General features: G+C 75.1%; 9 protein-coding genes. 6 read left to right on the top strand and 3 right to left on the bottom strand.

Annotated features, from left to right (window positions below):
• Nucleotides 1-304: 304 nt before the first annotated feature.
• Both ABT263_RS30445 and ABT263_RS30450 read left to right on the top strand, forming a co-directional pair.
• Entirely contained in the window at nucleotides 305-1,663 is a 1,359-nt protein-coding gene (locus ABT263_RS30445; protein WP_352295226.1) for an NtaA/DmoA family FMN-dependent monooxygenase, read from the top strand.
• On the top strand, nucleotides 1,660-2,880 hold the full coding sequence (locus ABT263_RS30450) for an LLM class flavin-dependent oxidoreductase (RefSeq protein WP_352295228.1): 1,221 nt from the start codon (nucleotides 1,660-1,662) through the stop codon (nucleotides 2,878-2,880). The genes ABT263_RS30445 and ABT263_RS30450 overlap by 4 nt, the downstream gene beginning before the upstream one ends.
• Before the next feature lie 70 nt (nucleotides 2,881-2,950).
• Here ABT263_RS30450 and ABT263_RS30455 read toward each other — a convergent pair whose 3' ends face one another.
• Nucleotides 2,951-6,316, bottom strand: a complete 3,366-nt coding sequence (locus tag ABT263_RS30455) for an AfsR/SARP family transcriptional regulator (RefSeq protein WP_352295230.1) — start codon at nucleotides 6,314-6,316, stop codon at nucleotides 2,951-2,953.
• 179 nt (nucleotides 6,317-6,495) lie between these two features.
• Here ABT263_RS30455 and ABT263_RS30460 point away from each other — a divergent pair, with 179 nt between their 5' ends.
• From ABT263_RS30460 to ABT263_RS30470, 3 genes are all read left to right on the top strand, one after another.
• Entirely contained in the window at nucleotides 6,496-7,104 is a 609-nt protein-coding gene (locus tag ABT263_RS30460) for an SDR family oxidoreductase (protein ID WP_352295232.1), read from the top strand.
• On the top strand, nucleotides 7,101-8,354 hold the full coding sequence (locus tag ABT263_RS30465; protein ID WP_352295234.1) for an MFS transporter: 1,254 nt from the start codon (nucleotides 7,101-7,103) through the stop codon (nucleotides 8,352-8,354). Before ABT263_RS30460 ends, ABT263_RS30465 begins: the two co-directional genes overlap by 4 nt.
• Nucleotides 8,355-8,941: 587 nt before the next feature.
• On the top strand, nucleotides 8,942-9,709 hold the full coding sequence (locus tag ABT263_RS30470) for a response regulator transcription factor (RefSeq protein WP_352295236.1): 768 nt from the start codon (nucleotides 8,942-8,944) through the stop codon (nucleotides 9,707-9,709).
• On the opposite strand, the gene ABT263_RS30475 is transcribed toward ABT263_RS30470, so the two are convergent.
• Nucleotides 9,682-10,869, bottom strand: coding sequence for an FAD-dependent monooxygenase (locus tag ABT263_RS30475; protein WP_352295238.1), 1,188 nt, complete (start codon nucleotides 10,867-10,869; stop codon nucleotides 9,682-9,684). The genes ABT263_RS30470 and ABT263_RS30475 overlap by 28 nt on opposite strands.
• A gap of 125 nt (nucleotides 10,870-10,994) precedes the next feature.
• Here ABT263_RS30475 and ABT263_RS30480 point away from each other — a divergent pair, with 125 nt between their 5' ends.
• Nucleotides 10,995-11,756: a TetR/AcrR family transcriptional regulator gene (locus ABT263_RS30480; RefSeq protein ID WP_352295240.1), complete on the top strand. Its 762-nt coding sequence runs from the start codon at nucleotides 10,995-10,997 to the stop codon at nucleotides 11,754-11,756.
• 48 nt (nucleotides 11,757-11,804) lie between these two features.
• Here the strand turns inward: ABT263_RS30480 and ABT263_RS30485 are convergent, their stop codons facing one another.
• A complete protein-coding gene (locus tag ABT263_RS30485; protein ID WP_352295242.1) occupies nucleotides 11,805-12,353 on the bottom strand; it encodes a MarR family winged helix-turn-helix transcriptional regulator in 549 nt (182 codons plus the stop codon).
• Nucleotides 12,354-12,368: the final 15 nt, after the last annotated feature.

Raw genomic sequence — 12,368 nt, forward strand, 5'->3', positions numbered from 1 at the left:
GGAACGGCGCGACGACATGCACGAGGCCTTCCTCGGCCTCGCCGCCTGCCTGATCACTCACCGCCACGTCCAACGCCTTTGTTAGGACCTCTAAGCGACAGACCACTCACAAGCGCTTTGCACGCCGTTCCCGTTGTTGACATTCCTTGACACTCCCCCACAGAGCCCTGACCCGAATCCCCTTGTCCGCCACATCCGTTCGGTGAACCCTGGTGATCACAGCCGCCCCGTGGACCGGACCGCACACGCGTGGCCACGCGGCCGGCCTCCCTGGGGCCGGCCCTTCCCCGAAGGAGCAAGCCCCGTGCCTGCCGCCGCAGAACACGCCGGAAGGAAGCAGGTGCACCTCGCCGTGCAACTGCCGGCCATCCACAACGTGACCGTCTGGTCGGACCCCCGTTCCGAGAGCCAGATCGCGATCGACTCCTTCATCCGGCTCGCACGGACCGCGGAACGCGGCAAGTTCGACTTCTTCTTCCTGGCCGAAGGGCTGCGACTGCGCGAACACAAGGGCCAGGTCTACGACTTGGACGTGGTGGGCCGCCCGGACAACCTGACGGTGCTCGCCGCGCTCGCCGCCGTCACCGACCGGCTCGGGCTCGCCGCGACCGTCAACACCACCTTCAACGAGCCCTACGAGGTGGCCCGCAAGCTGGCGACCCTGGACCTGCTCAGCGGCGGCCGGGCGGCCTGGAACGTGGTCACCAGCTACGACGCCTTCACCGGCGAGAACTTCCGCCGCGGCGGCTTCCTCGCCGAGGCCGACCGCTACACCAGGGCGGCCGAATTCCTGCAGACCACCCGCGAGTTGTGGGACAGCTGGGCGGACGGCGACGTACCCGCCGACGCGGCGGACGGCCGGTTCGTGCGCCCCGGCGCCGGCACCTTCGCCCACCGCGGCACGCACTTCGACATCGCGGGCCGGTTCACCACCCCGCGCGGCCCGCAGGGCCATCCGGTGATCATCCAGGCCGGGGAGTCGGACGTGGGCCGGGAGTTCGCCGCCTCCGACGCCGAAGTCATCTTCAGCAAGTACAACCGGCCCGACGAGGCCCGGGCGTTCTACCGGGACGTGAAGTCGCGGCTCGCCGCGTACGGCCGGCGCCCGGACGACCTGAAGATCCTGCCCACCGCGACCGCCGTGGTGGCCGACACCGACGAGGAGGCCACCGCGTACGCGGACGAGATCACCCGCGCGCAGGTGAGCCCGCAGACCGCGATCGCCCACCTGGAGGGCGTCTGGGGCCGCGACCTCTCGGCGTACGACCCGGACGGACCGCTGCCCGACATCGAGCCGGCGCCGGACGCCCTCCTGCTGAAGGGGCACTCGGTGTTCCGCAAGGGCCGTGAGGAGACGGCGCGGCGGTGGCGCAAGATCGCCGAGGAGCGCGGGCTGAGCATCCGTCAACTGATGATCGAGGTCCACGGCGGCCAGAACTTCGTCGGCAGCCCGCAGACCGTCGCCGACACGATCGACCGCTTCGTGCAGAGCGAGGCGGCCGACGGCTTCGTCCTCGTACCGCACCTGACGCCCGACGGCCTGGGCGACTTCGTGGACCGGGTGGTTCCGCTCCTCCAGGAGAAGGGCGTGTTCCGCGAGGAGTACACCGGAACGACGCTCCGCGACCATCTCGGCCTCGGCTCCCCGAAGGAGACCTCGTGACCGCCACCCCGTCCGACTCCCCGCTGCACCTGGCCGTCGCGCTCGACGGCGCGGGCTGGCACCCGGCCGCCTGGCGGGCGCCGGACGCCCGGCCGTCGGAACTGTTCACCCCCGGCTACTGGGCGGGCCTCGTGGCCGAGGCCGAGCGGGGGCTGCTCGACTTCGTCACCCTGGAGGACGGCCTCGGTCTGCAGTCCGAGCCCTTCCACCGCCCCGACGACCGCACCGACCGGGTCCGGGGCAGCGTCGACGCCGTTCTGCTGGCCGCCCTGCTCGCGCCGCTGACCGACCGCATCGGCCTGGTACCGACCACGAACGTCACCCACACCGAACCGTTCCACCTCGCGACCGCCATCGCGACCCTGGACCACGCCGCCCGCGGCCGGGCGGGCTGGCGGCCGCAGATCGCCTCCCGCGCCTCGGACGCCGCCCACTTCGGCCGCCGCACCACCCCGCAGCTCACCGACGACGACATCCGCGACCCCGAGCTGATCGCCAAGCGGCTCCGCCCGCTCTTCGCGGAGGCGGCCGACGTGGTCGAGGTGGCCCGACGGCTGTGGGACAGCTGGGAGGACGACGCGGAGATCCGGTCCGTGCCGACCGGCCGCTTCATCGACCGCGACAAGCTGCACCACATCGACTTCGAGGGCGAGCACTTCAGCGTCCGGGGGCCGGCGATCACCCCGCGCCCGCCGCAGGGCCAGCCGCTGGTCGCGAGCCTGGCCCACGCCTCGACGCCGTACGAGTTCGCGGCCCGCGCCTCGGACGTCGTCTTCGTCACCCCGCACGACCGCCCCGGCGTCGAACGGATCCTCGCGCAGGTCGACGAGGCCGTCGCCGCCACCGGCCGTGACCTGCGGGCCAGGCCGCTGCGGCGGTTCGCGGACCTGATCGTGCTGCTGGACGACAGTCCGGCGGCCGCCGCCGACCGCAAGGCCCGGCTGGACGAGCTGGCGGGCGCCGAACTCGCCTCGGACGCCGTGGTCTTCACCGGCACCGCGGCCGCTCTGGCCGATCTGCTGCTCGACTGGCGCTCGGCCGGACTGGACGGGTTCCGGCTCCGCCCGGCGGCGCTGCCGCACGACCTCGACGCGATCACCCGGGCCCTGGTACCGGAGTTGCAGCGCCGGGGTGCCTTCCGCACGGCCTACACGGCGACGACGCTGCGCGGTCACCTGGGGTTGGAGCGGCCGGCGAACCGGTACGCGCGGGTCTGACCTCGGCCCGGTGCGTTCAGCGGTGCGCCGCGGCGGGCCTGCTCAGGGGTGCTTGCTCAGGGGTGCCTGCTCAGGGGTGCGCCGCGGCCCGGTCGCCCGCCGGCTGTCGGCCGAGGGCCTCGCAGCCGCGGCGCACCGCCTCCTCCGCGGTGAGCCGGCCGCCCTGGGCGAACGCCGCCGCGAAGGCGGCCGCCCCCAGGACCTCCTCGGCGGCCGCCGCGATCCGGTCCGTGTCGCCGCGCTCGGCGGGCGGCAACGGGGCCCCCACACCCCGGCGTGCCGCGTCCGCGGCGCCGAGCAGCAGGGCCGCGCCCTCGGCGCCGCGCCGCCCGGCCGCTCCCCGGCCGGCGACCGCGGCCGCGCCGGCCAGGCCCTCCAGGGAGAGGGCCAGCGCGCGCGGCTCGTCGAGGGAGCGGGCGACCGCCCAACCGCTCAGGTGCCGGTCGGCCGCCAGGTCGGCGTCGCCCCGGAGTTCGGCGACGAAGCCGAGCTCCGCGAGGAGCAGGTGGTCGCCCGCCTCCGAGGACACCTCCGCGTAGCCGTCGCGGATGTGCGCCAGATGGGCCTCGGCGGCGGCCAGGTCCCCCGAACGGCGGGCGCCGAGCGCGAGGCCCATCTCGGAGTGGATCTCCCCGTACTTGTAGCCCTGTTCGGCGGCGATCCGGCGGGCCTGTTCGTGCAGCTCCCGGCCCCGTTCCCAGTCGTGGGCCAGCAGGGCGAGCCGGCCCAGCCCGGACAGCCGGGCCGACACCTCGGCCTCCAGCCCCAACTCCCGCGCGATGTGCAGTCCTTCACGCTGGCGGCGGGCCGCCTCCGGGTACTCCCCCTTGATCTCGGCGAGCGCGGCGAGCGGTGAGACCGTCTGCAACTCGCCCCAGCCGTCGCCCAGTTCGCGGAAGAGCGCGGCACTGCGCAGACCGTCGCGGCCGAGACCGGCGAGGTCGCCGCGGACCAGGGCGAGGGTGGCCCGCAGACCGAGTGCGGCGGCCGTGCCCCACTGATCGCCCTCCTCGGCGAAGACCGCGAGGGCGCGCGCGTTCAGCTCCTCGCCCTCGGCGGCCTCGCCCGCGCTGAACAGGCCGTACGCGCAGAGCCACAGGGCCCGGGCGCGGCGCACCGGGTCGGGCACCGCACCGGCCGACGCGACCGTGCAGGCGAGCGCGTGCGCCTCCGCGCGGTCGCCGGTGAGGAGTGCGAACGCGCCGTGCAGGAGCGCGAGTTCGGAGCTGGGCCGGGGAGCGGCGGCGAGCGCGGCGGCCAGGCTGCGGCGGCCCTCGGTGAGCCGGCCGCGCAGCAGCCACCACCAGGCCAGGGCGGTGGCCAGCCGGACCGCCTCGTCGCCGTCCCCTTCCGGGGTCCGGCGCAGCGCCTCGTCGAGGGCCGCGCGCAGATTGCCCGCCTCGGCGTCCAACCGGGCGAGCCAGGGCCGCTGGTCCGCGCCGCGCAGCCGGGGCTCGGCGCGCTCGGCGAGCGCGAGGTAGTGGCGCAGGTGACGCCCTCGCACGGCGGCGAGGTCCGCCATCTCGTCCAGGCGTTCGGTGGCGTACGCGGCGACGGACTCCAGGAGGCGGTAGCGCCGCCCGGTGGGCTGGTCGACGACGACCACCAGGGAGCGGTCGACCAGCCGTGTCACCAGGTCGAGGACCTCGTAGCGGGTCACGCCGTCGCCCGCGCAGGTGGCCTCCGCGGCGTCCAGGTCGCAGCCGTCGCTGTGCACCGCCAGGCGGCGCAGCACGATCCGTTCGGGTGCGCTGAGCAGCTCCCAGCTCCAGTCGATCACCGCGCGCAGGGTCTGCTGGCGGGCCGGGGCGCCGCGGCGGCGGGAGCTCAGGAGCCGGAACCGGTCGCCCAGCCGGGTCGCCAGCTCCCGGACCCCCAGGGTGCGTACGCGGGTGGCGGCGAGTTCCAGGGCGAGCGGGATGCCGTCCAGCCGGCGGCAGATCTCGGCGACGGCCTCGCGGTCGGCGAGGTCGCCGCCATCCGGGTCGCGGGGGAAGCCGGGGTCGTGGGCGGCGGCGCGCTCGCTGAACAGCCGCACGGCGTCGTCGGTCGGCAGCGGCTCGACCAGGAACACCGCCTCGCCCGTCAGGCCCAGCGGCTCCTGGCTGGTGGCCAGCACCCGCAGGTCCGGTGCGGTGCGCAGGAGCAGCTCGGCGAGTTCCGCCGCCGCGTCGACGACGTGCTCGCAGTTGTCCAGGACCAGCAGGGTGCGGCGGTCCCGCAGCGCCGTGGCGAGCCGGTGGACGGGCGAGGCGGGCCCCGCCCCGCCGCCCGTGCCCGGCGACGCGGGGGCGTCGTCCCGGACGCCGAGCGTGGTGGCGACGGCCTGGGCCAGGTCGGCGGCGGTGCCGCCGCGGACCCCCGCGAACTCCACCAGCCAGATCCCGTCGGGGCGGTTCCCGGCCGGCTCCCGCGCGGCCACGGCGGCGGCGGCCGCGACGGCCAGCCGGGTCTTGCCGACGCCGCCGGCGCCGGCCAGGGTCACCAGGCGGGTGTCGTCCAGGAGCCGGGACACCTGGGCGACGGCCGCGTCCCGTCCGATCAGGCGGGTCAGCGGGACCGGCAGGTTGGCGTGTTCACCGGCGGGCGGGGCGGGGGCGGGGGCGGGGGCCACGGGCGGGGCGGGAGCGGGGGCGACCGGGGCCGTACCGGTCCGCGTGGCAACCGGCCCGTCGTGGAGGACGCCGCCCGGGCCGGGTTCCAGGCCGGGGTCCTGGCGTAGGACGGCCCGGTGGAGGGTGGTCAGCGCGGGGGCCGGGTCGACGCCCAGCTCCTCGGCGAGGCGGGTGCGGAGGTCCTCGTAGCTGGCGAGCGCCTCGCTCTGACGGCCCGCGAGGTAGAGGGCGCGCATCTGGACGGCGCGCAGCCGCTCGCGCAGCGGGTGCCCGGAGACGAGGGCGGCGAGCTCGCCGGCGAGCAGCGCGTGGTCACCGGCGAGGAGCCGCGCCTCGGCCTGGTCCTCCAGGACGGTGAGCCGCTGCTCGGCGAGGCGGCACGCCGCCGACCGGACGAACTCCTCGTCGGCGAAGTCCGCGTACGCCGGCCCCCGCCACAGGTCGAGGGCCTCGGTCAGGAGTTCCGCCCGGGCGCGCGGGTCGCGGACGCCGCCTGCGTCGGCCACCAGGGCGCCGAAGCGGTCGGCGTCCAGCTCGCCGGCGCCGCGGTCCAGCCGGAGGCGGTAGCCCGCGCCCTGGCGCAGCACCCGCTCCCGGCCGAGCACCCGGCGCAGCTGGGAGACCTTGCCCTGGAGCGCGCCCTCGGGTTTTCCGGGCGGTTCGTCGCCCCACAGGTCCTGGATGAGGCGGTCGGCGGAGACCGGACCGCCGCCGTGCGCCAGCAGGTCGGCGAGGAGCCCCCGGACCTTGACCTCGGGGACGGTGATCTCCTCGCCGTCGTCGCCCCACACCACGAGTGGTCCCAGTACCCCAAACCGCATGTCGGTCACCGTACCGCGCGCCGGTGGCGCCGGACCGGCCCGGGGGGATCTTCGACGGGCCGTCAGCCAACCGTCAGCGCACCCTCAGCGGGTCCACAGCGGATCCGCAGCGGCCCGGAAGGGCCCTCGGGCAGGGTCGGAACCACCGAGTCGCCGAGCGGCGGGAAGGAGTGACCGACATGACCAGGTACGCGGGCCGCCGGGCCGTCGTCCTCGGCCAGGACACCGACATCGGCCTGGCCATCGCCAAACGCCTGGTGGAGGGCGGGGCGCTGGTCCTGCTGGCCGCCCGCACCGCCGAGGAACGCGCCCGGGCCAGGGCCGAGCTGGGCTCCACCGCCACCGTCGTCGAGCGCGCCGAGGACGGCGGTACCGGCCTCGACGACACCGACCTCCTGTTCGCCGATGCCGTGGCGGGGGTCCGCCCGCTGCTGCCGTACCTCCGGGACGGCGGCGCGGTGGTGCTCACCGCCCCGGCACCGCCCTCCGACGCCGTGCGGGCGCTCGCCGCCGAACTGGTCGCGCGCGGCATCCGGGTCAACGCGGTGGCCCCGGGCTGCATCGAGGCGGCGCCCGCGGGCGGTCCGGCGCTGCCACCGCTCGGCCGGCTCGGCTCCGCCGAGGAGGTCGCCCGCGCCGCGCTCTTCCTGGCCACCGACGCGACCTTCACCACCGGCGCCCGGCTCCCCGTCGACGGCGGGCTGGGCCACTCCTGGCCCGCCCCGCAACCTCCTCTTCGCACCACCCGTCCGCCCCGTCCCCTGGATCATCCGGAGCACGCCCCATGAGCACCTCACCCGACATCACCGACGCTCCCGGCGCGGAGACCCGTTCCTCGCCCCCCGCGGCGGCGGGGGCCGAGGAACCGCAGAAGCTTCCGCTGCTCGCCCTGATCGCCCTCGCCACCGCCGTCTTCATCACCAGCCTCACCGAGACCCTCCCCGCCGGCCTGCTCCCCTCGATGAGCTCGGACCTCGCGGTGAGCGAGTCCGCGACCGGCCAGACCGTCACGATCTACGCGATCGGCACCGCCCTGACCGCGATCCCGCTCGCCTCGGCCACCGCCGGCTGGCGGCGCAAGCGGCTGCTCCTGACGGCCATGGCGGGCTTCGCCGTGGCCAACACCGTCACGGCGGTGTCGTCGATCTACGGGCTGACGATGGTCGCGCGGTTCGTCGCGGGTGTCGCCGCCGGTCTGGCCTGGGCGCTGCTCGCCGGCTACGCAAGGCGGATGGCCCCCGTGGCACTCCAGGGCAAGGCGATCGCCATCGCGATGGCCGGCATCCCGGTCGCGCTCTCGCTCGGCGTCCCGGCCGGGACCTTCCTCGGCACCCAGACCGACTGGCGCGTGCCGTTCTTCGTGATGACCGGTCTCACCGTCCTGCTGCTGGTGTGGATCTCCGCCACCGTGCCCGACTACCCCGGCCAGCAGGCCGGCGGGCGGCCGAAGATGCTGCGCGCACTGAAGGTGCCCGGGGTGACCCCCGTGCTCTTCGTGACACTGGTCTTCGTCCTCGCGCACACCGTGCTGTACGCCTACATCGCCACCTTCCTCGACGACCACGGCCTGGGCGGCAGCACCGACCTGGTGCTGCTGGTCTTCGGCGGCGCCTCGCTCGCGAGCATCTGGATCGTGGGCTCGCAGATCCACGCCAAGCTGCGCGCGCTCACCGTCGCCAGCACCCTGCTCGTCGCGGTGGCCGCGCTGCTGCTCGCGGTGCTCGCCGACACCACGGCCCTGGTGTACATCGCGGCCGCCCTGTGGGGTCTGGGCTGGGGCGGCATTCCGACCCTGCTGCAGACGGCGGTGGCCGACGCGGGCGGTGACCAGGCCGACGCGGCCCAGACCATGCTCGTGACGCTGTGGAACGTCGCGATGGCCGCCGGCGGCATCATCGGCGGTGTCCTGCTCGACGTGAGCGGCAGTGACTCCTTCCCCTGGACGGTGCTGCTGCTCCTGCTGCCGGTGCTCGTGGTGGTCCTGGTGGCCCGCAGCCACGGCTTCCCCGCCAAGCGGCCCACGCCCCAGAGCTCCTAGGCTCGCAGGCCTCCTCGAGCTTTTCGAGCTCCAGGAGCGCGACCGGGCGGGGTCCAGTGATCCCGCCCTCCCCGGAACGGCCACCGAAGGCAACCTGACCCCCGGGCCTTCGGTGGCTTCCGGCGTTCCCCCGGCCTCTTGGCTCGCTTCTCCGCCTCTCCGCGTACCCGCCGTACCCGCCTGCCTCCCGCTCCCCCGCCGTGCCGCGCCGTGCGGCCCAAGTTCCGGGTGTCGCGGCAGATTTCATGAGCTGTTGACACGAGCGCCGGGGCTGCCGTCCGTGCCCGCCCGGGCCGGAGCCGCCGCCCGCCCGTCCACAGCCCGCTGACCAGCGGCCGAACGGCTTCGGGCACGCCTGCGGTCGCCGGCCGCCGGCCGGGCGGGCAGCCTCGCCGGATCTGTGCCGGGAGCATTTCCACAGCGTGTCTCCGCAGGTCGGAGCGGATATCCGGCCGGTCGGCCGGGTTCCGCCTGGTCGTCGTGCCAAGCGGTACTTTTGTTGTGCGAACGACGCCCCGGGCCGCGACCCGGGGAGCGGACGAGGGTGGGCACGGAGGGGCGTGGCGTCCGGAGGAGGAGCAGGGAAGATGAGGACCGTACTCGTGGTGGAACGGGAGATCAGCTCCGCCGAATCGATGGTGCGCGACCTGCGCCGGCAGGGCTTCGTCGCCCGCAGCGTGGGCACCGGCGCACAGGCCCTCCGCACGTACCGCGAGGCCGATCTGGTGCTGCTCTCGCTGGAACTGCCGGACGTCGACGGCATCGAGGTGTGCCGGAGCCTGCGGACCGAGAGCGACGTCCCGCTGATCGCCTTCACCCGTCGCGACGACGAGTTGGAGCGGGTGCTCGCCCTGAAGGCGGGAGCCGACGACTGCGTCGCCCAGACCTGGGGCTTCCGGGAGATGGGGGCCCGCATCGACGCGGTGCTCCGCCGGTCCTCCCGCCGCTCCGGGCCGGCGGCGCCCGAGGCCATCTCGCTGCTCCCGCTGCACATCGATCCGCGGACCCGCGAAGTGCGCCTGCGCGACCGGCTGATCGAGGTGACGTCGAAGGAGTTCGAGCTGCTCTACATCCTCGCCGCCAACTCCGAGACCGTGGTGTCGCGCAAGGAGTTGATGGCGAAGGTGTGGGGCAGTGACTGGGGGCAGGCCAGCCGCACCATCGACACCCATGTGAGCACCCTGCGCGCGAAGCTCGGCTCCAGCCGGTGGATCATCACCGTCCGCGGGATCGGCTACCGGATGGGACACGCCGCACGGTCGAGGGGACCGGCGCCCGGCGACCCGTCCGGCGCCCCGGCCGCCCCGCACGGTGGGGCCGCCGAGGATCAGCGGGTGGCGAACTCGGTCTGGTAGTCGGGCAGGGCGATCGTGCCGCTGACCTTCCGGCCCAGCTCCAGCATCCGGTTCAGGACCCAGCGCCGGCCCAACAGTCCGTCGCGCAGCCGGAGTCCGGCCGCCGTGCCCGGCGCCAGGAAGGGCCCGGTCCGGTCGCCGCCCCGCTGGCAGCCCTCGGCGTAGCCGCGCACGGCGTCCTCGTACCGGGTGAAGGCGGTGCGGTGGTCGCCCCGGGCGCGGGCGAGTTCGCCGGCCAGGACGTACGCGGCGACCATCGCGGTACCGGTGCCCATGCCGCCGATGGTCGCGCCGCAGGCGGCGTCCCCGACCAGGGCGATCCGGCCGGCGGACCAGGCGGGGACGTCCGCCCGGCTGATCGAGTCGAAGTACAGCTCCGGGGCCTCGCGCAGACTCTCCAGCAGTCGTGGCACCTCCCAGCCGAGACCCGCGAAGGCGTCCGCAAGCAGCGCCTTCTGCTGCTCCTGGTCGTGCCGGTCGTAGGGCAGCTCGGGTGAGGCGAACAGGAAGAAGGCGCCGGCCCGGGTCCGGTCCCGGTGGTCCGCGCCGACCGCGGCGAGCCGCCCGGGCACGTTGAGGCCGACCGAACCGGGCGGCAGACCGAGGTAGTTGGGCAGTTGCCAGGTGGCGGCGTAGTAGCCGAGGTGGCGGACGAAGCGCTGCTCGGGGCCGAAGGCCAGCCGGCGGACGGTGGAGTGCAGACCGTCCGCGCCGACCACCAGGCCGAACTCGCGCGGCGACCCGTGGCGGAACTCCACCCGGACGCCGTCGGGCGTCTCCTCCAGCGCGGTCACCGTGTCGCCGAAGACGTACTCGGTGGACGGCAGGCTGTGCCGGTGGAGCAACCGGGCCAGTTCGCCGCGCGGCACCTCGACCTCGCCGCCGGCGAAGTCCGCCGGCAGGTGGAGCCGGCGCCGACCGTGCCGGTCGACGAAGTCCATCGGGCTGCCACCGGTGTCGATCCGGCGCAACTCGTCGAGCAGACCCATCCGTTGCAGCACCGTCAGGTGCGCGGCGCCGCGGAAGTCGACGGCCTGGCCGCCGCCGCGCAGGGCGGGAGCCAGCTCGACGACGGTGGGCTCGAAGCCGTACTGCCCCAGCCAGTACGCCAGTGCCGGGCCGGCGATGCTCGCGCCCGAGATGAGGACTTTGGTACCCATGTGAACCACTCCGTCCGGGAGAACCGAGAAACTGTGTCCACTGGACACTGATTGCTGCTGTGTACGGTAGACACAGTTAGGTCGGTTCGGCAAGGGCCGACCCGGAACGGGACGGGAGCGGGAGCTTGAGCAGCACATCCGGCGAGGGGGCCGAGGCGACGGCCCGGCTGCTCTGGGGGCCGCCCCCGAAGCCGACCCGCGGGCCCAAACCGGCGCTCAGCCTGGACCGGATCGCCCGGACCGGGATCGGGATCGCGGACGCGGAGGGACTGGGCGCCGTCTCCATGCAGCGGGTGGCCGGCCTGCTCGACTACACCAAGATGGCGCTCTACCGCTATGTGCCGGGCAAGGCCGAACTGGTGGCCCTGATGGTCGAGACGGCGATCGACGAACCGGCCGGGACCGGACCGGGGGCCCCGGCGGCGAACCGGGACCCGATGGGCGCCTCGCCCGCCTGGCGCGCCGAACTCCAGTCCTGGGCAGGCCAGTTGGCCACCACCTTCGGCGCGCACCCCTGGCTGATCGACGCCACCGTCGGCCCCCGGGTGCTCGGCCCGAAGGAACTCGGCTGGCTGGAGCGGGTGGTGGCCGCTCTCGACGGCACCGGACTGACCGGGCCGGAGCGGATGGACACCGCCGTCCTGCTGGCCGGCCACGTCCGCAGCATCACCGCACAGGCGCGCGCGGCCGGACCGGGCGGGGAGCCGGAGTCCCGACTGCTGGCCGTCGTCGGCGGGCTGGTCCGGGAGCACGCCGACCGCTTCCCGGCACTCGCGGCGGCGATGGCCGTGCGGGACGGGCGTGACCGGGCGCTGGAGTTCGGCCTGGAGCGCATCCTGGACGGCCTGGCGGCCCTGATCTCCCGGCGGAACGGGCTGACGGGCTGACGGGCTGACGGGCGTCCCGTCGTCAGCCCACGTCAGCGGTAGCGCGGGTCACGCGGGTCGGCGCGAATGGCGCAGGTCCTCCAGCTCGGTGGTCATCCGGCCGAGGAAACGGGCCACCGCCGCCAGCTCCGCCGGGGTGAACTCGCCGCGCACCGCCTCGGTGCGCCGGGCCACCGGCGCGAACCACTCGGCGGCCATCCGCCCGGCACCGGGCAGGTAGTGCACCAGGACCTGCCGGCGGTCGGCGGCGTCCCTGGTCCGGCGGATGTGTCCGGCCCGCTCCAGCCGGTCCAGGACGGCGGTGACCGCCCCCGAGCTGAGGGCCAGCTCCTCGCCGAGCCGGCCGGGGGTGGTTCCGCCCCGGCCGGGCTCGGCCCGCATCACGGCGAGCAGCGCCTGGACGTCGGTGGCGTGCAGACCGCTGGCGGCGGCGAAGCCGTGCCCGAGCAGGTTCATCTCGGAGGCGAGGGCCTGGAGGAGCCGCCCGAGCGCCGGGGTGTCGGAGGGTACGGTCGCGGACGGGTCCGCAGGCGCCGGGCTGTCGGACGGTGCCGGGGCGGGCGGGGGCGTGCTCGGGTCCTGCTCCGACAAGGTCATCCGCTCCGGTCGCCT

It is taken from the genome of Kitasatospora sp. NPDC001603 (assembly GCF_040298365.1).
Classification (GTDB): domain Bacteria; phylum Actinomycetota; class Actinomycetes; order Streptomycetales; family Streptomycetaceae; genus Kitasatospora.

What these genes read in the sequence shown, in the direction of transcription:
- ABT263_RS30485 (WP_352295242.1), bottom strand. Translation starts at nt 12,353, where the DNA reads ATGACCTTGTCGGAGCAGGACCCGAGCACGCCCCCGCCCGCCCCGGCA.
- ABT263_RS30475 (WP_352295238.1), bottom strand. Translation starts at nt 10,869, where the DNA reads ATGGGTACCAAAGTCCTCATCTCGGGCGCGAGCATCGCCGGCCCGGCA.
- ABT263_RS30455 (WP_352295230.1), bottom strand. Translation starts at nt 6,316, where the DNA reads ATGCGGTTTGGGGTACTGGGACCACTCGTGGTGTGGGGCGACGACGGC.
- ABT263_RS30470 (WP_352295236.1), top strand. Translation starts at nt 8,942, where the DNA reads ATGAGGACCGTACTCGTGGTGGAACGGGAGATCAGCTCCGCCGAATCG.
- ABT263_RS30465 (WP_352295234.1), top strand. Translation starts at nt 7,101, where the DNA reads ATGAGCACCTCACCCGACATCACCGACGCTCCCGGCGCGGAGACCCGT.
- ABT263_RS30460 (WP_352295232.1), top strand. Translation starts at nt 6,496, where the DNA reads ATGACCAGGTACGCGGGCCGCCGGGCCGTCGTCCTCGGCCAGGACACC.